The organism is Muricoccus nepalensis (assembly GCF_006438825.1).
GTDB classification, from domain to species: Bacteria; Pseudomonadota; Alphaproteobacteria; order Acetobacterales; family Acetobacteraceae; genus Roseomonas; species Roseomonas nepalensis.
Map to the genome: position 1 here is coordinate 50,787 of NZ_RCZP01000006.1, position 17,543 is coordinate 68,329.

General features: G+C 75.6%; 11 protein-coding genes and 1 pseudogene. 7 read left to right on the forward strand and 5 right to left on the reverse strand.

Annotation, left to right across the window (positions count from 1 at the left end; all coding sequences use genetic code 11):
• The first annotated feature begins 34 nt into the window (after positions 1 to 34).
• The 4 genes from addB to EAH89_RS08925 all read left to right on the forward strand — a co-directional run bounded on the left by addB (position 35) and on the right by EAH89_RS08925 (position 7,994).
• Positions 35 to 3,025, forward strand: a complete 2,991-nt coding sequence (gene addB, locus EAH89_RS08910) for a double-strand break repair protein AddB (protein WP_140882456.1) — start codon at positions 35 to 37, stop codon at positions 3,023 to 3,025.
• A complete protein-coding gene (addA, locus tag EAH89_RS08915; RefSeq protein ID WP_140882457.1) occupies positions 3,022 to 6,465 on the forward strand; it encodes a double-strand break repair helicase AddA in 3,444 nt (1,147 codons plus the stop codon). Before addB ends, addA begins: the two co-directional genes overlap by 4 nt.
• Before the next feature lie 130 nt (positions 6,466 to 6,595).
• Complete coding sequence (locus EAH89_RS31145; RefSeq protein ID WP_161993522.1) at positions 6,596 to 6,847, forward strand: hypothetical protein; 252 nt, start codon at positions 6,596 to 6,598, stop codon at positions 6,845 to 6,847.
• A gap of 172 nt (positions 6,848 to 7,019) precedes the next feature.
• The gene (locus EAH89_RS08925; protein WP_140882458.1) at positions 7,020 to 7,994 is read left to right on the forward strand and encodes a Bug family tripartite tricarboxylate transporter substrate binding protein; all 975 of its coding nucleotides are present in this window, start codon (positions 7,020 to 7,022) and stop codon (positions 7,992 to 7,994) included.
• A 12-nt stretch (positions 7,995 to 8,006) separates the two neighbouring features.
• On the opposite strand, the gene EAH89_RS08930 is transcribed toward EAH89_RS08925, so the two are convergent.
• From EAH89_RS08930 to rnd, 4 genes and pseudogenes are all read right to left on the reverse strand, one after another.
• Positions 8,007 to 10,022 (reverse strand): methyl-accepting chemotaxis protein, encoded by a 2,016-nt coding sequence (locus tag EAH89_RS08930; protein WP_140882459.1) that lies wholly within the window; start codon positions 10,020 to 10,022, stop codon positions 8,007 to 8,009.
• Between the two features lie 93 nt (positions 10,023 to 10,115).
• Entirely contained in the window at positions 10,116 to 11,783 is a 1,668-nt protein-coding gene (locus tag EAH89_RS08935; protein WP_140882460.1) for a histidine kinase famiy protein, read from the reverse strand.
• Between the two features lie 139 nt (positions 11,784 to 11,922).
• Positions 11,923 to 12,621, reverse strand: a complete 699-nt coding sequence (locus tag EAH89_RS08940; protein ID WP_140882461.1) for a class I SAM-dependent methyltransferase — start codon at positions 12,619 to 12,621, stop codon at positions 11,923 to 11,925.
• Positions 12,622 to 12,924: 303 nt separating this feature from the next.
• Positions 12,925 to 14,094 (reverse strand): annotated as a pseudogene (gene rnd, locus EAH89_RS08945) (ribonuclease D); the annotation flags it as partial.
• Positions 14,095 to 14,209: 115 nt separating this feature from the next.
• On the opposite strand from rnd, the gene EAH89_RS08950 reads away from it, so the two are divergent.
• Positions 14,210 to 14,851, forward strand: a complete 642-nt coding sequence (locus tag EAH89_RS08950; RefSeq protein WP_140882463.1) for a nucleoside 2-deoxyribosyltransferase — start codon at positions 14,210 to 14,212, stop codon at positions 14,849 to 14,851.
• A gap of 175 nt (positions 14,852 to 15,026) precedes the next feature.
• Entirely contained in the window at positions 15,027 to 15,677 is a 651-nt protein-coding gene (locus tag EAH89_RS08955) for a PEP-CTERM sorting domain-containing protein (RefSeq protein ID WP_140882464.1), read from the forward strand.
• Positions 15,678 to 15,740: 63 nt separating this feature from the next.
• Here the strand turns inward: EAH89_RS08955 and EAH89_RS08960 are convergent, their stop codons facing one another.
• Positions 15,741 to 16,340 carry a PEP-CTERM sorting domain-containing protein gene (locus tag EAH89_RS08960; RefSeq protein WP_140882465.1) on the reverse strand — a complete coding sequence of 200 codons (600 nt, stop codon included), beginning with the start codon at positions 16,338 to 16,340 and terminating at the stop codon, positions 15,741 to 15,743.
• 583 nt (positions 16,341 to 16,923) lie between these two features.
• On the opposite strand from EAH89_RS08960, the gene EAH89_RS31150 reads away from it, so the two are divergent.
• A complete protein-coding gene (locus EAH89_RS31150) occupies positions 16,924 to 17,532 on the forward strand; it encodes an SH3 domain-containing protein (protein ID WP_161993523.1) in 609 nt (202 codons plus the stop codon).
• Positions 17,533 to 17,543 lie beyond the last annotated feature (11 nt).

Sequence of the window (17,543 nt, forward strand, 5' to 3'; positions counted from 1 at the left end):
CGCTGTTCCTGCACGGGAAGGGGAACAGCGCGCGGTGAGGCTCTACGAGATTCCCGCGCACCGCCCCTTCCTCGACGACCTCGCCCACGGCGTGCTCGCCATGGTCGAGGGCATGGAGGACCCGGCGGCGCTCGCCCGCACCACCATCCTCCTGCCCACCCGCCGCGCCGCGCGCAGCCTCCGCGAGTCCTTCCTTCGCGCCTCCGGCCGGCAGGCCCTGCTGCTGCCCCGCCTGCGCGCCCTCGCCGGCCTCTCCACCGAGGACGCGGAGGAGCTGTCGCTCCCCACCCTCCTCGACGAGCCGCCCCCGGTGGACGCCGCCCGCCGCCTCGCCGTGCTGGCCGAGGTGGTGATGAAGCTGCCGCCCCATCTCGGCGGCCCGAGCAACCCCGACCAGGCCTGGCGCCTCGCCCTCGAGCTCGCGACGCTGCTCGACGAGATGGCGCTGGAGGGCTGCGACCCCGCGGGCATCCCGGACCTCGTCACCGGCGAGCTCGCGACGCACTGGAAGATCACCCACGAGTTCCTCGGCGCCGCCATCAACTACTGGCACGCCTGGCTGGACGAGCAGGGCCTCGCCGACATCGGCGCCCGCCGCGTCGCGGCGCTGCGCGCCCAGGCCCGCGCCTGGCGCGACAACCCGCCGCGCGACCCCATCATCGCCGCCGGCATCGGCATCGGCGGCACCATCCCGGCCGCGACCGACCTGCTCCGCCAGATCGCCCGCATGGACCGCGGCGCCGTTGTCCTGCACGGCGCCGGCGAGGAGCTGTCGCCCGAGCTGTGGGAGGTGCTGCGCGAGGCGAACAGCCACCCGCTGAACGGCACCGCCCGCCTGCTGCGCGGCCTCGACGCCACCGCCGACGACCTCCGCCCCTGGCCCTACCGCGCGCCCGACGCCCCCGCGCCGAACGAGGCCCGCGCCGCCCTCCTCGCCCGCGCGCTGCGGCCGGAGGAGGGCATCGCCTGCTGGCAGGAGCGCGAGCCCGAGCGCTGGCGCCCCGCCCTCTCCGGCCTCGACGTGCTCATCGCGCCGGACGAGGCCGGCGAGGCCGCCGCCATCGCCCTCCTGCTGCGGGAAGCGCTCGAGACCCCCGGCGCCCGCGCGGCGCTGGTGACGCCCGACCGCGACCTCGCCCGCCGCGTCTCGGTGGAGCTTCTCCGCCACGGCATCCTCGCCGATGACTCCGCGGGCCAGCCGCTCGGCATGACGCCGGCCGGCGCCTTCCTCCGCCTCCTCGGCCGCATGGTGGAGGAGGGCTTCGCCCCCGTCGCCCTCCTCTCCCTCCTCAAGCACCCGCTCTGCGCCGGCGGCATGGCGCGCTCGGACTGGATGCGGGCGGTGCGCGAGCTGGAGCGATACGCGCTGCGCGGCCCCCGCCCCGGCGCCGGGCTGGAGGGGCTGCGCCGCGCCGCCGAGGCCATCCGCCACGAGGAGCCCCGCGCCCGCGTGCGCGCCATGCTCGACGCGCTGGAGGCCGCGCTCGGCAACTTCCGCGCGCTGGATCGTGAGGTTCGCCCGCCCGCCGACCTGCTCGCCGACCACCTCGCCGCCGCCGAGGCCCTCGCCTCCACCGACGAGCGCCCGGGGGGCCTGCGCCTCTATTCCGGCGAGGAGGGCGAGCCGCTGGCCGTCCACCTCGCGGGGCTCGAGCCCGCCATGCGCGCCCTGCCGCCGCTCGAGGCCGCCGCCTGGCCGTCGCTCTTCGACGCGCTGCTCGAAGGCCCGCTCGCGCCCGGCGTGCGCACCATGCGCGGGCGGAAGGGCGGCTCGCACCCCCGCGTGCAAATCCTCGGCCTGCTGGAGGCGCGGCTGCAGTCCTTCGACCGCGTCGTGCTCGGCGCGCTGGAGGAGAGCGTCTGGCCGATCGCGACCGACCCCGGCGCCTGGATGAGCCGCCCGATGCGCACCGCCTTCGGCCTGCCCGCGCCCGAGGCCCGCATCGGCCGCGTCTGCGCGGACTTCCTTCTCTCCGCCCTCGCCGCCCCGCGCGCGACCCTGTCCCGCGCCCGCAAGCGCGGGGGATCGCCGACCGTGGCCGCGCGCTGGCTGACGCGGCTCGACACCTTCCTCAACGGCCAGGGCCTGGGCGGACTGGAGACCTCGCCCGCGACCGGCTGGGCCGGGCTGCTCGACATGCCCGAGGTCGCGCGCCCCTGCGCCCGCCCGGCGCCCGCGCCCCCCGCGACGCTGCGCCCGCGCAAGATCGGCGTGACGGATGTCTGGCTGCTGAAGGCCGATCCCTACGCCTGGTACGCCAAGCGCGTCCTCCGCCTCCGCCCGCTCGACGACCTCGACGCCGAGGCGGACGCGGCCGAGTACGGCAACATCGTTCACCACATGGTCTCGCAGTGGCTCACCCTCTGCGACGGCGACCCGCACTGCACCAAGGCGGTGGAGCACTTCGCCGCGGCCACCGAGCACGCGCTGGCCGAGTACGCCCCGCGCCCCGGCCTCGTCGCCTACTGGCGCCCGCGCCTCGCGCGCATCGCGGAGTTCGTGCTCGAGACCGAGCGCGGCCGCCGCGACGTCGCGGAGCGCCACGCCGAGATCACCGGCGGCATCGAGCTTCCCTGCGGCGTGCGCCTCGAAGGCCGCGCGGACCGCGTGGACCGCCGCGCCGACGGCAGCCTCGTCCTCATCGACCTCAAGACCGGCGCGCCCCCGAGCAACGCCGAGATGGCCGACGGCCGCGCGCCGCAGATGCCGCTCGAGGCCGCCATCGCCGCGCGCGGCGGCTTCGCCGGCATCCCCGCCGCCGAGGTCTCCTCCCTCGAGCACTGGCACGTCTCGGGCGGCTACGAGGCCGGCACCGTCGCCCCCTTCCGCCCGAAGGAGGCCACCCTGCCCGAGGTGAGCGAGGCCGCCTTCGAGGCGCTGGACGCGCTCGCCCGCGACTTCCTGCTCGGCGACCGCCCCTTCCTGGCCCGCCCGCACCCGGCGCGCGCGCCCAAGGGAGAGGACTACGACCACCTGTCGCGCTTCGACGAATGGGGCGGCGCGGGCGAAGGGGATGCCGCTTGAACGAGGCCCTCTCGGCGCGCACGCGCGCCTTCTACGCGCAGCAGGTCGCGTCCAACCCCCGCATCTCCGCCTGGGTGGGCGCCTCCGCCGGCTCGGGCAAGACGAAGGTGCTGACCGACCGCGTGCTGCGCCTGCTGCTGCGCGAGGACACGCAGCCCGGCCGCATCCTCTGCCTCACCTTCACCAAGGCGGCGGCGGCCGAGATGGCGACCCGCCTCGCGCTCCGCCTCGGCCAATGGTCGATGATGCCGGAGGACGAGCTTCGCGCGGCGCTCGAGAACCTGACGGGCCAGCCGCCGATCCGCGCCGAGATCGAGACCGCGCGCCGCCTCTTCTGCCGCGTGCTGGAGCAGCCCGGCGGCATGCGGATCGCGACCATCCACGCCTTCTGCCAGTCGCTCCTCCGCAGCTTCCCGCTCGAGGCCCGGCTGCCCCCCGCCTTCACCCTGCTGGAGGAGGCGGACAGCGCGACGCTGCTGGCCGAGGCGCGCGAGGCGGCGCTCGCCGGCCGCTCCATCCCCGAGGAGGCGCTGGCCGGCCTCGCCCGCCTCGTCTCCGCCGACAGCCTGGCCAAGTCGCTCCGCGAGCTCGTGGCCAAGCGCGAGCGCCTGCGCCCGCTGCTTGACCGCGTGGACGGCCACCTTAGCGCGCTCCGCGAATGCCTCGGCCTGCCCGACGGCGAGGACGAGGGCGCGCTCCCCGCCCAGGTCGTCACCCCGCCGCCCGCCTTCCGCGACGCGCTCCAGACCCTGCTGCAGCACAAGAACAAGGTCCCGCGCGAGGCCGCCTCCACGCTGCTCGCCATCCTCTCCGAGCCCGACCACGCGCGCCCCTCCCGCTGGGAATCCTGGCGCGAGGCGCTCTTCACCCAGAAGGGCGACCCGCGCGCCGCCCTGATGAAGGAGGACGCGCTCGCCGCCGAGATCGCGCGCGTGGAGGCCATCCTCGCGCGCCAGTCCGCGCACCGCCTGCTGGGCGCGACCGGTGCGCTGCTCTCGGCCGCGCGCCCCGTGCTCGACGACTACCGCGCCCGCAAGGAGCGCCGCGGCGCGCTCGACTTCGACGACCTCATCCACCGCGCGCAGGCCCTGCTGCGCGACCCCGGCTCCGCCTGGGTGCTGTTCAAGCTCGACGGCGGCCTCGACCACCTTCTCCTCGACGAGGCGCAGGACACGAACCCCGCGCAATGGGGCATCGCCCAGGCGCTGGCGGAGGAATTCTTCGCCGGCACCGGCACGCGCGAGCCCGGCGACCGCACGCTGTTTGTCGTGGGCGACGAGAAGCAGAGCATCTTCGGCTTCCAGGGCGCCGACGCCCGCGGCTTCGCCGAGTGGGAGACGCGCTTCGACGCCCAGGTGCGGCGCGGCGGCGCCACCTTCGAGCGCGTGCCGCTCACCGTCTCCTTCCGCTCCTGCGCGCCCGTCCTCTCCCTCGTGGACCACGTCTTCGCCGACGGCGAGGCGCGGCGCGGCGTGGTGCGCGAGGGCGCGACGCTCGAGCACTCCGCCGACCGCGCGGGCCACGCCGGGCGCGTCGAGATCTGGCCGCTGCTCGAGCGCCAGGAGGCGAGCGCGGCCGAGCCCTGGATCGTGCCCCGCGACCCCATCGCCGCGCAGGACTCCGAGGCGCTGCTCGCCGAGGCCATCGCCGCCCGCATCGGCACGATGATCCGCGAGGAGACGCTGCCCGCCCGCGGCGACCGCCCGATCCGCCCGGGCGACGTCATGGTCCTCGTCCGCCGCCGCACGCGGCTGATCGAGCTCCTCGTGCGCCAGCTCAAGCAGCGCGGCATCCCCGTCGGCGGCGTGGACCGCATGACGCTCGTCGAGCAGATCGCGGTGCGCGACATGCTCGCCCTCTGCGACACGCTGCTGCTGCCCGAGGACGACCTCGCCCTCGCCTCGCTCCTCAAGTCGCCGCTCGTCGGCCTCTCGGAGGAGGACCTCTTCGCCCTCGCCCACGGGCGGGAGGGCCCGCTCTGGCACGTCTTCATCAAGCAGCGCGGCGACGCGACGCCGGTCGGCCGCGCCGCGACCTGGATCGGCGACCTCGCCGACCGCGCCGACAACATCACCCCTCACGCCCTGCTGAGCGAGGTGCTGGGCGAGCACGAGGGGCGCGCGCGTCTCCTCGCCCGCCTCGGCGCCGAGGCCGCGGAGGCGCTCGACGAGCTCCTCTCCGCCGCGCTCCGCCACGAGAACCGCCACGCGCCGTCGCTGCAGGGCTTCGTGCAGTGGCTCCGCCGCGGCGGCGCCGAGGTGAAGCGCGAGATGGAGAACGCGGCCGACGCCGTGCGCATCATGACCGCCCACGGCTCGAAGGGGCTGCAGGCGCCGGTCGTCATCATCCCCGACATCGGCCGCGGCGGCGCGCGCGACACGCTGCTCTGGGCCGGCGGCGGCCGCGCCGGGGCCAACGCGCCCGAGGTCCCCCTCTGGGCCCCGCGCCGCGAGTTCCAGGCGGCCTCCTGGACCCAGGCCCGCGACGCCCGCGCCAACGCCGACGCGGAGGAGGAGAACCGCCTTCTCTACGTCGCCCTCACCCGCGCGGAGGACCGGCTCCTCGTCTGCGGCCTGGCCCCCGCCCGCGCGCCGGCGCACCCGAGCTGGCACGCCCTGGTGAAGGACGGATTCTTCCGCGGGCACGACGCCGGCCGCCCCGGCTTCGCCCGCGTGCCCTTCGACCCCACCGCGCTGGGCCTGCCTGCCGGCTGCGGCTTCGGCGAGGAGGGCTGGGAGATCACCACCCCCCAGGAGGCGCCGCCCAGGCCCGACCCCGCCGTGCTGCGCGCCGAGGCCGCCATCCTCCCCGCCTGGGCCACGGTGAAGGCCGACCCGGAGGCGAGCGAGGACCCCGTCGCCCCCTCGCGCCTCGAGGGCGAGGCCGAGACCCCCGCCGCCGCGCCGCACGGCGTGGCCGACCCCGGCGGCCGCCGCTTCCGCCGCGGCCTGCTCATCCACGGCCTGCTCCAGCACCTGCCCGAGCACGAGGAATCCGCCTGGGAGGGCCTCGCCCGCCGCCACCTCGCCCGCCCCGGCCACGGCCTGGGCCCCGAGGAGCAGGAAGCCACGCTCGCCGAGACGCTGGCGGTGCTGCGCCACCCCGCCCTGGCCGGCGCCTTCGCCCCCGGCAGCCTCGCCGAGGCGCCGCTGGCCGGCGTGGTGGACGGCATCCCCATCGCGGGCCAGGTGGACCGCCTGCTGGTCGCGCCCGACCGCATCCTCGTCCTCGACTACAAGACCAACCGGCCGCCGCCCTCGGAGATCTCGGCCGTGCCCCCCGCCTATCTCCGCCAGATGGCCGCCTACCGCGCCGTGCTCCGCGCCGCCTGGCCGGAGCGGCCGGTGGAGTGCGCCCTCGTCTGGACCTGGTCGGGCCACGTCATGCCGCTGCCCGACGCGGCGCTGGACCCCCACGCGCCCGGCGCCCCCCGGGGGTAGCGCGGGTGCCTCCATCCACGGGACGAATAGGGACTATCCACGCCCCGCGGTGGAAGAGGCGAGAGGAGGGGCGCATATCCCTCCCCGAGACGACGATATGGTTCGCCGCCATCCACCCAGGATATACGCGATGTCCCGCTTCAGCTTTTCCCAGGCCCTCCGCACCCTCGGCCTCGCCGCGGTCGCCGTGAGCCCCCTCGTCGCCGGCAGCGCCTTCGCCGACGGCTTCGACGGCCTCGGCCCCAGCGCCTACCCCGCCTGGACGCAGACCACGAGCCGCACCCCGCTGGCCGCCCGCAACAACGCCTCGCCCCTCAGCAACCCCCAGCAGGCTTTCCTCCTGCGCAGCGGCGCGACGGGCGGCGAGGGCCAGGGTTCCTGACCCCACCCAGCCTGGCCGGCGATGGAAGGGGGGCTGCCGGCACGCCCGGCGGCCCCCTTTCCGCGTTCCGCCCCCGGCAAGCCCCCGCGCAGGGGACCGCTAGGCCCGCGTAACGGCCGGGGCTAACCTCCGCCAAACCGCCGGCCGCGAGGCCGCCGCAGGAGGAACGCCCATGCTCAACCGACGCCACCTCGGCGCCGCCAGCCTCGCGCTCGCGGCGCTCCGCGCGCCCCTCGCCCGCGCGCAGGGCACCTACCCGGAGCGCCCCGTCACCCTCGTCGTCCCCTGGGCCGCCGGCGGCTCGACCGACGCGGTGGCGCGCATCCTCGCCGCCCGCCTCTCGCAGGACACCGGCAAGTCCTTCGTCATCGACAACCGCGCCGGCGCCAACGGCACCATCGGCTTCGCCTCCGTCGCCCGCGCGCGGCCGGACGGCTACACGCTGCTGGTCGGCACCATCAGCACCTACGCGATGGCGCCGCACCTCTACCAGCTCACCTACGACAACGACCGCGCCTTCACCGGCGTCGGCCTCATCGCCGCCCAGCCGATGATCCTCGTGGTGCCGAAGAACTCCCCCGCCCGCACGCTGGCGGAGTTCGTGGCGATGGCCAAGCGCCCCGGCGCCAACCTCACCTACGCCAATTCCGGCACGGGCAGCTCGACCCACCTCGCGACGGAGCTGTTCCTCCAGGCCGCCGGCCTCACCATGGGCGACGTCGGCTACCGCGCCGGCGCCCAGGCCGTGCAGGGCACGCTGCAGGGGGAGGTCTCGATGGTCATCCAGGCCGCCTCCGGCCTGCTGCCCCTCATCCAGTCCGGCGAGCTGCGCGCGCTCGCCATCTCGTCGCGCGAGCGCAGCCCCATCGCGCCGGAGATCCCGACCTTCCGGGAGCAGGGCTTCCCCGATTACGAGGCGGTGGAGCACATCGCCGTCCTCGCGCCCGCCGGCACCCCGGCCCCCATCGTCGCCCGCGTGAACGAGATGATGCGCGCCGCCATGACCGCCCCCGAGACGCGCGAGCGCCTGGCCGCCCTCGCGGTCACGCCCGAGACCCAGCGCCCCGAGGAATGGGCCGCCTACAACGACGCCGAGAACCGCAAGTGGGGCGAGGTCATCCGCTCGCGCGACATCAAGGTGCAGTAGCGCTCGCCGCCCTCAGGCCGCCAGGAGGGGGCGCTCGGCGATGGCGTCGAGCGCCCGGCCGATGCCGGCCAGCGCCTCCGGGTCCTGGCGGAAGGAGAGGGCGAGCACGCCGTCCCGGCCGCCCACGGCCCGGGCCGGCACGGGCTCCCCGCCCCCCGGCAGCCCGACCAGGATCTCCGCGCCGACGTCGCAGGGCCAGGCGCACTCGATCGCGGCGCCGCCGAAGGAGATGTCGACGATCCGGCCCTCCGCCGCCCCGTGGACCTCGCAGCGCAGCCGCGCCCGCGCGTCCCGCCCGGGCACGCGCTCGTAGCGCCGGCGCTCGCCGCTCCGCTCCCCGTTGCGCATGGCGGCGAGGAAGTGGTCCACCTCCTCGCGCAGGGTCCCCGTCAGCCGCGCGACCCCCTCGGCGGTGCGGCGCACGACTTGGTTCGCCTCACCCGACCGCTCGGCCGCGCCCGCCGCGCCGCGCATCGCGCGGGTGGACGTCTCGGTGGAGGCGGCCACGCCGTGGACCCGCTGCGCGATCTCGCGCGTCGCGGCGCCCTGCTCCTCCACCGCCGCGGCGATGGCGGTCGCGACCTCGCTGACCTCGCCGATCGCCTCGGCCACGCCCCGCACGGCCCCGACCGCGGCCTCGGTCGCGGACTGGATGGCGGCGACCTGCTCGGCGATCCGCCCCGTCGCGGCCGCGGTCTCCGCCGCCAGCCCCTTCACCTCGCCCGCCACCACGGCGAAGCCCCGCCCGGCCTCGCCAGCCCGCGCCGCCTCGATCGTCGCGTTCAGCGCCAGCAGGTTCGTCTGCCCGGCGATGTCACTGATCAGCCGCACCACCTCCCCGATCCGCGAGGCGGCCTCCGCCAGCCCCTGCACCGTGCCGTCGGTGGCGCGCGCCTGCCCCGCCGCGCGCTCGGCCGTGCGCGCCGCCTGGGCCACCTGGCGCGAAATCTCGGCGATGCTGGCCGTCAGCTCCTCGGTCGCCGCCGCGGCGGCGTTCAGCCCGCCGGAGGCCCCCTCGGCCTCGCCGACGGTGGCCTCCATCTCGGCGTGGGTCGCGCGCGCCGCCTCCGCCACCTCCGCCGCCGTGCCCCGCACCCCGTCCGCGGCGGTGCCGAGCTTGACCAGCACGCCCGAGACGGCGGTGCCGAAGTCCTGGGTCAGCCGGTCCATCGCGGCCTGCCGCCGGTCGCGCGCCGCGTTGTTCGCGGCCGAGGCGGCCTCGAGCGAGGCGTTGCGCTGCAGCGCCACCCGGAAGGCCGCCGCGGCCGCGGCGATGCCGCCGACCTCCCCGGGGCCGGGCGGCGGCAGCGGCGTGCCGTGCAGCCGCCCCTCCGCCATCTCGCCCAGCGCGGCCGTCAGGCGGCGCAGCGGCCGCACCACGCTCCTCTGCATCAGCGCGAGGGCGAGGCCGACCACGAGCACCACCGCCAGCGCGGTCCCGGCGAGGAGGCGCACGGCCAGCCGGTCCCCGTCGGCGTTGATCTCGCCTCGCTGCGCCTCCGTCGCGGCGGCGACCAGGGGCGGCAGCGCGTCCAGCGCGTCGGTGAAGCGGGTGCGGGCGCTCCGGTTGGCGTCGTTGTTGCCGAGCCGGTTCGCGGCCTGGGGACCCTCCTCCACCCCGGCCCGCGCGAGCTCCGTCCGCAGCGCCACGAAGTCGCGCAGCGGCTGCTCCAGCCGCGCGCCGGCCTCCGCCGCGCCCGGCGGCAGGATCGGGCGCAGGGCGGCCCAGCTCGCCTCCATGTCGGCGAGGTGCCCGCGCAGCCGCTCGGCGAAGGTCGCGGCCTGCCGGGCGTCGTTCGCGATGTAGAGGCCGCGGCTCTCCATCACCACCGCGTAGGCGCCGCCGCGCAGCCGCTCCACCAGCGGCAGGCTGCCCTGCGCGCGGGCGAGCGCGTCCACCGCCTCCGCGTGCCGCCCGGTGCTGACATAGGTCACCGCCGCGCCGGCGAGCGCCACGCCCCCCAGCAGCAGCAGCGCGGCCGCGACTCGAAGGCCGATGGAGGCGGGAACGAGGCGGGCAAGGCGCATGAGGCATCAATTCCGTTCGATCTGGAACCAATCCTGCGGGCGCTATGCTTAACCGGGCCTTGCCGGGGCCCCGGGTTGCCGGATCCCTGGCCCTCACCCCACCCCGGTCGGCCCGTCGAGGATGATCCGCACGCGCCGGGCCAGTTCCGCCCGGCTGTATGGCTTGTGGATGAGGTCGAACTCCGGCGCCCCGCCGTCCTGCTCGCCCACGGATTCGTCGGCGTAGCCGGTGGTCAGCAGCACCTTGATCCGCGGCCGCTGGCGCCGCGCCTCGCGCGCCAGCATCACGCCGTTCATGCCGCCCGGCATGATCAGGTCGGTGAACAGCATGTCCAGCGGCTGCCCGCCGTGGATGACCGCCATCGCCCCCTGGCCGTCATGGGCGAGGAGGACGGTGTAGCCGAACTCCTCGAGGATCGCCCGCGCCAGCTCCGCCACCTCTGGCCGGTCGTCCACCACGAGGATGGTCTCCGTCCCCGGCCGCTCCGAGGCGCGGGGCGAGGCCGGGCGCGTCGCGACCTCCTCCTCGGCGCGGGGGAAGTAGAGGTTCACGGTCGTCCCCTCGCCCGGGGCGCTGGCGATGCGGGCCGCGCCGCCCGACTGGCGCGCGAAGCCGTAGACCATCGACAGGCCGAGCCCGGTGCCGCGCCCCTCCTCCTTCGTGGTGAAGAAGGGCTCCATCACGCGGGCGAGGATCTCGGGCGGCATCCCCGTGCCGTTGTCGGCCACGCCGATCTGCACGTAGGACCCCTCCGCGAGCAGCATCCCGAGGTCCGGGTCGCCCGGCCCCACCTCGACCGAGCGGGTGAAGACCGTCACCCGCCCGTCCTGCCGCCCGGCGAGCGCGTCGCGCGCATTAATCAGCACGTTCAGCAGCGCGACCTCGGTCTGAGTCGCGTCCACCCGGCAGTTGCCCAGCGTGGGGTCGAGCTCGAAGCGGAGCGTCACGGCGTCGCCGAGGCTCCGCGCCGCCATCTCGCGCATCCCCTCGGCGAGGGTGTTGAGGTTGACCGTCCGCCCCTCCAGCCGCTGCTTGCGCGAGAAGGCGAGGAGCTGCTGCGTCAGCGTCGCCGCGCGGTCGGCCGCGGTGCGCGCGGCGACGAGGCTGCGCCGGATGCGCCCGAAGTCGGGCTGGGGCCGCCCGAGCCCGCTGTCGATCAGGTCCATGTAGCCGCGCATGACCTGGAGGAGGTTGTTGAAGTCGTGCGCGATGCCGCCCGTGAGCTGGCCGAGCGCCTCCATCTTCTGCGCCTGGCGCAGCGCCTCCTCGGCGTCGCGCCGGCGGCTGACGTCGAGCTGCGAGGCGAAGAAGTAGATGACGTTCCCCGCCCCATCGAGCACGGGCGAGACGAACAGCGCGTTCCAGAAAGTGGAGCCATCCTTGCGGTAGTTGAGGATGTCGGTCGCGATGTCCTGGCGCGCCTGCACCGCGCGCCGCACGTCGGCCACCGTCTCCCGGTCGGTCTCGGGCCCCTGGAGGAAGCGGCAGTTGCGCCCGACGATCTCCTCCCGCTCGTAGCCCGTCATGCGCAGGAAGGCCTGGTTGGCGAAGACGATCGGGTTGTCGTGCCGGTTGGGGTCGGTCACGATCATCGGCATCCGCGTCATCTCGACGGCGGCGAAGAACACGTCCGAATGGGTGCTGTCGACCCCGCTTCCCGCGCCGCCGCCGATGAAGGGGCGGCCGCCGCGAAGGGCCAGCTCCGGCTCCTGCGCCTGGGGGAGGTCCGCCGGCCTGTCCGGCGCGGAATCACGCGTCATACGGTGGTGTAGGGAGACCCGGCCCCAGGATGCTGCCCGCGGGATGTGTCCCTGGCGGCCCATTCGGCAAGCCGCCCGGCCGGCCGCGCGCCGCCCGCGCGTCGAGCTGTGATCCGGGTCGGGGTCATGCGGCCGGGGCTCAGGCCGCCAGCGCCCGCGCGGCCCGCCCGTTCCGCACCTGCACGAGGGTGAACAGCCCGGCGGGCGGGCAGGATTCCAGCGATTCGACCTCCACCTCCGAGCCCATGAGGTCCGAGAGCGCGAAGTCGGGGTGCCAGCCCAGCACGCGCGACAGCGGCGCCATCGCGCGCTCCACCCACCAGCGCGGCCCGTCCGTCGCCGCGAAGTGGTTCACGAAGAGAAGCTGCCCGCCCGGCCGCACCACGCGCGACATCTCCGCGAAGAGCTTGCGGGCGTCGGGCACCACGCTGGCCGTGAACATCGCCACCGCGATGTCGAAGGAATCGTCGCGGAAGGCCATGTGCTCGGCGTCCATCTCGGCCAGCCCCTCGACGTGGAGCAGCCGCTCCTCCGCCACGCGCTCGCGCGCCTTCTCGAGCATCTCGCGCGAGAGGTCGACGCCGACCACCCGCTTGTCCCCGCGGTAGAGCGGCAGGGCCAGGCCGGTGCCGACCCCCACCTCCAGGACATGGGTGCCGGGCAGCCGGTTCACGGCCGCGACCGCCCGCTTGCGGCCGAAGGAGGACACCCCCCCGAAGACGGCGTCGTAGACGCCGGCCCAGCGGCGGTAGGCGTCCCGCACCGCTCCCGCGTCCAGCACCGCGCGCTTGTGGTCGCGGGTGGGATCAACGGTCAGGTCAGGAAGGGTCCGCGCCATGGGCTGTCAGGGTCCGATCGGAAGGCCGGTGGAGGGCGCTAGACCAGGGGGCGGCCCCGCGCAAGCGCGGGGACGGCCACGGCACGCCCAGGTGCTTCAATCCGTGGCGAGGGGGGAGGTTGCAACCCCGTCATGCGGCGCCTCCCCGGCGGGGTCTGCGGCCTCCCCGGCGGCGGCCGCCCGGCCCCCGCGGGCGCCCTTCGGACGGGCGGCCCTGGCCTTGCCGGCGCCCGCCCGGCCAGCCTGGGAGGTGGCCTCCCCGGAATCCACGCCGGACCCCTCGCCGGGCGCCGCGCCCGGCCGGATGAGCCGCACGCGGCGGCCCTCCACGCCCAGCGCCAGCTCCCCGCCGCGCAGCGCCAGCGCGTCCTCCCCGAAGACCCGGCGCCGCCAGCCCTGCAGCACCGGCAGGTCCCCCGGCGCCTCGGCGGCCAGCCGGTCGAGATCCTCGGAACTGGCCAGCAGGCGGGGCGCCACCTGGTGCTCCTCCGCCTTGGCCGCCAGCAGCACCTTCAGCAGCGCGACGAGGGCGGGGGAGGGGGAGGCGCCGCCGCGCTCGCGCGGGGCCTCGGGCAACGCGTCCTCGGGCAGGGCCCGCGCCTCCTCGATGGCGGCAAGGAGCGAGGCGCCGGACTTGCCGCGCGCGAAGCCCTCCGTCACGCCGCGGGCGCGGGCCAGGGCGCCCGCGTCGGCCGGGGCGGTCGCGGCCACCTCGAGCAGCGATTCGTCGCGCAGCAGCCGCTGGCGCGGGATGTTCACCCGCTGCGCCTCCCGCTCCCGCCAGGCGGCGATGGCGCGCAGCGTGCCGAGGAAGCGGCGGTTGGTGGTGCGCGGGCGCAGCCGCTCCCAGGCGTTGTCGGGGTCGGTGCCGTAGGTGGCGGGGTCGGTCAGCGCCGCCATCTCCTCCCCCACCCAGTCCAGCCGCCCGTCCCGCGCCAGCCGGTCGCGGAGCGCGACGTAGACGCGGCGGAGATGCGTCACGTCGCCGGCCGCGTAGGTGATCTGCGCCGGGGAGAGCGGGCGCGCCGCCCAGTCGCTGAAGCGGTGCGCCTTGTCGATCTGCGCGCCCGCCAGCGCGCGGGCGAGGCTGTCGTAGCTCGCCTGGTCGCCGAAGCCCGCCACCATGGCCGCCACCTGGGTGTCGAACATCGGCTGCGGCGTGCGGCCGAAGCGCAGCAGGAAGATCTCCACGTCCTGCCGGCAGGCGTGGAACACCTTCACCACCTCCTCGTCCGCCAGGAGGGCGCCGAGGGGGGCGAGGTCCAGGCCGGGCGCCATGGCATCCACCACCGCCGTGTCCTGGCTGCCGCCGAGCTGGACCACGCAGAGCTCGGGCCAGTAGGTGCGTTCGCGCATGAACTCCGTGTCCACGGTCACGAAGGGCTCCTGGCGCAGCCGCCCGCAGAGCGGGACCAGCTCCTCGGTCTTGGTGATCAGGACGGGCTCGGGATCGGCGGCGGGGCGGCGGGACATGGGGCGCGGGTTTACGCGCAGAAGCCGCCCCCCACAAACCCCGCGCGCGCATCCCTCGCCCCCGCCGCGCGCCGCCCCCTCCCGTGCCCCGCCCCCGCCGTGGCAGAGAGGGGGGATGGACCGCCCCCCGACCGCCCCGCCCGGCCCCGCGGCGCCCCTCGTCTACCTCGCGGGGGACATTGTCTTCCGCGCCGACGCCCTCGCCCGGTTCGACCGCTTCCGCGCTATCTGCCGCGCCGAGGGCCTCACCGGCCTCGCCCCGCTCGACGGGCAGGAGGACGTGCAGGGCCTGCCGCCGGGCGAGGCGACGCTGATGGCCATCGTCGCCGCCGACCGCGCCCTGATGGACCGCTGCGAGGCCGGCCTCTTCTGCCTCGACCCCTTCCGCCGCGCCGCCGACATGGACCCCGGCACGGCCGTCGAGATCGGCTACATGTTCGCCCAGGGAAAGCCCCTCTTCGGCTACACCGCCGACGGCCGGGACTACCCCGCCAAGGTCGAGGCCTACATGCGCGATGCCTGGGGCGCCCCCCTCCGCCCCCGTGCGCCCCTCGCCCTCGGAGGCGCCTCCGGCGGAATGGAGGACGCGGACGGGGTGCTCGTCCACTCCGAGGGCATGGTGCAGAACGGCATGACCGAGGGCTTCATCCGGCTGTCCGGCGGCCGCGTCCTCGCCCATCCCGACCTCGACGAGGCCTTCCGCCAAGCCGCCGCAGCGCTCGCGGCCCATCTCCGGGCGGGCCGCGGCGGGGGCTGAGCCGCGCCGGGCCGCGCCCATGCCAGGATCCAAGGGGGTTGTCGGGCGGTGTTACAGCTTCCGCCGGCAGCGATCAAAACGAACCCATAACCCCTTGATGGCGACGTCACGTTTTTCGTGGTCTGTTTCGTGCAGCGCAGCGCACGCGGCGCAAAAACGCGCCGAGGGAGATAAAATGAACCACCTCGTGCGGGCCGCCGCCCTCGTCGCGGCCGCTTTCAGCGTCATCGCTCCAGCCAAGGCCGACTACGTCTTTTCCTTCAACCAAGTTGGCGAGCCGATCGATCGCGGCGTTGTCTTCCCCGCGCCGTCGCAGCCCCTGGCGGTTGGTGGCACCGTCGTCGTCAGCAACGCCGCGGCGGCCAACGGCTTCTCGATCTCGCTCGACCGCAACGACTTCTCTGGGCGCTACAACGCCTCGCTGTCCGGGCTCGTTGCGATCTCGCTGACCGGCGGCCTCCTGCCCGCCGGCCTCAACACCGGCGCGTTGCTCGAGCGCCCCACCCCGCCCGACTTCGGCTTCTTCAACGCCGGCCGCAACGTGGGGTTCACGCTCTCCGGCAGCGCCGCGACGGGGTTGACGGGAACCTTCAGCTACTTCGATCTCAACGTGCAAACCGACCTCACCTTCGCCGGGGACAGCTTCACGGGGCAGTTCCGCACCGAGAACGCCCTTCTCGGCTGCTCCCGGGGCTGCACCATCGGCGGCACGGTGACGGGGGCAACGGTGCCCAGCGCGACCGCGGTGCCCGAGCCGCCGTCGCTCGCGCTGTTCGGTGCCGGCCTGCTCGGCCTGGCGGTGGTTCGCCGCCGCGCCGCGGCCTAGTCGCCTCCCCGGCCCTAGCCGGGACCGCGGGAGGCAGGCATGCCCGCCTCCCGCTCTGGCCGATCAGGCGGCCGTCTTGCGGCGCGCCAGCCCGAGCCCCGCCAGCCCAACGCCGAAGAGCGCCAGCGACATCGGCTCCGGCACCGGCACCGGCGTGGTAGCCGGCGGAACGTAGGGCGAGTTGCTCCAGACGCCCGTGAAAGTGCAGGGAATGCTGCCCGAATTGCACTCGGGCCGATCGGAGAAGATCGTCCCCGAGGCCGTCCGGCCGGTGCCGCTGGCGTCCACGTTGCTCTCGGTCCCGTCGAAGTTGATGAAGGTGCGCGATATGGCGCCCGTCGCGTCGAACCCGAGCGACAGGGAGAGATTGCCGCCCGAGAAGCCGGTGGTGAAGTCGACACCCAGGATGCGCAGCGACGAGAAGCCGTTGACGTCGCCGGTCGCGGCGAAGGACGACCCGAAGCCGAGGGGGGTCTGGTAGGTGAAGGAACCCGTCGCGACCTGGGTCTCCTTGATGCTCAGCTCGGCGGTGAAGGGCAGCAGGCCGCGGTCGGGGAAGGGCGACGTCGCCTCGAGGGTGGTGAAGCTGTAGATGACGTTCGCCTTGGCGGATCCCGTGGCGACGGCCAGGGCCAGGGCGGCGAGGGCCAGTGTTGGACGCATCGTTGTTGTCTCTCCCGCGGCCGTTTTGGTGCCGCGAGGGGAGGGGATGGCAAGGCGCAAGCCAACTGGCGGACACTCGCGGAAACAAGGCACTGGACGATTGTTCCGTCGCCTGAAACGAGAGAACGGAAAGAAAGCCGACACACGGCCCCGTCGGTCAGTCGCGACCGAGCCCCCAGTTCCACTCCGCGTCGTTGCGCCCGCCCACGGCCCCGCCCTCGTCGCGCACGACGAGGATCGTCCCGTCCGGGCGCGTGACGCTGCAGGTCGAGCGCCAGCCATGACCGTCTTGCCCGGGTTCGACCGCCGGGCCATCAGGGTGCGGTGCCCGGTCCCGCGCCCGAAGACGCGTCCGGGCCCGGGTCTGGAACTCCGCGGCGTCCTGGGCCAGCTTCGCGCGGGCGAGGGGGCCGAGGGCACCGCATCCTCGGCGAGGATGACCATCTCCAAAACGGTTCTGGGGGACGCGATGCGCCATCGGATGACGCGCCATGGATTGTTGGCGGGCCTACTGCTCCTCGGCCTCGGGGGCAGCGCCGCGGCCCAGGGATCCGCGGCCCAGGGATCCGTGGCCCAGGGATCCGTGGCCCAGAGCTCCGCAGACCGGCGGGCCTCGGCGCAGCGCGCGGCCGAGGACACGATCCGGGAGATCCTGCCCGGCGCGGCCACCTTCCGCGCCGTCGCCCCCTTCCGCCAGGCGGCGCCCCGCGCGGTGGCGGTCTGCGGCCGGGTGCGCGTCGCGCCCGGCCCCTTCCTCCCCTTCGTGGCCGTGGTCACCTACTGGGACGACGAGAGCGAGGGCGGCACCGTTACCCCGATCCTCGCCACGACCGACGAGGGCGCCGCCCGCGTCGCCGCCGAGACCCGCACCCGCTGCCGCGAGGGCGGCGGCCCGCCCACCGGCGCCGCACCGCCCGTCCCAGGCCGCGCCGAGGAGGCCTCGCCGGACGGCGCGGAGGCCCCGGCGCCGCGCTCCGCCCCCGGCACCGCGCGCCCGGGCGACACGGTCACGGCCCGCCTCTCCGGCACGCTGCGCAGCAGCCCGGGCGGCGGCGGGGCCGCCATCGGCACCGTGCGGGCCGGCAGCAGCGTCACCGTCCACGGCACCGCGCCCGGCGGCTGGTACCAGGTGGGCGATCCCTCCGGCCCCAGCGGCTGGGTCCATGGCAGCCGTCTGCTCGGCACCCCCTGAGAGCCGGTCCG

What these genes read in the sequence shown, in the direction of transcription:
- EAH89_RS31145 (WP_161993522.1), top strand. Translation starts at nt 6,596, where the DNA reads ATGTCCCGCTTCAGCTTTTCCCAGGCCCTCCGCACCCTCGGCCTCGCC.
- EAH89_RS08925 (WP_140882458.1), top strand. Translation starts at nt 7,020, where the DNA reads ATGCTCAACCGACGCCACCTCGGCGCCGCCAGCCTCGCGCTCGCGGCG.
- EAH89_RS08930 (WP_140882459.1), bottom strand. Translation starts at nt 10,022, where the DNA reads ATGCGCCTTGCCCGCCTCGTTCCCGCCTCCATCGGCCTTCGAGTCGCG.
- EAH89_RS08935 (WP_140882460.1), bottom strand. Translation starts at nt 11,783, where the DNA reads ATGACGCGTGATTCCGCGCCGGACAGGCCGGCGGACCTCCCCCAGGCG.
- EAH89_RS08940 (WP_140882461.1), bottom strand. Translation starts at nt 12,621, where the DNA reads ATGGCGCGGACCCTTCCTGACCTGACCGTTGATCCCACCCGCGACCAC.
- EAH89_RS08950 (WP_140882463.1), top strand. Translation starts at nt 14,210, where the DNA reads ATGGACCGCCCCCCGACCGCCCCGCCCGGCCCCGCGGCGCCCCTCGTC.
- EAH89_RS08955 (WP_140882464.1), top strand. Translation starts at nt 15,027, where the DNA reads ATGAACCACCTCGTGCGGGCCGCCGCCCTCGTCGCGGCCGCTTTCAGC.
- EAH89_RS08960 (WP_140882465.1), bottom strand. Translation starts at nt 16,340, where the DNA reads ATGCGTCCAACACTGGCCCTCGCCGCCCTGGCCCTGGCCGTCGCCACG.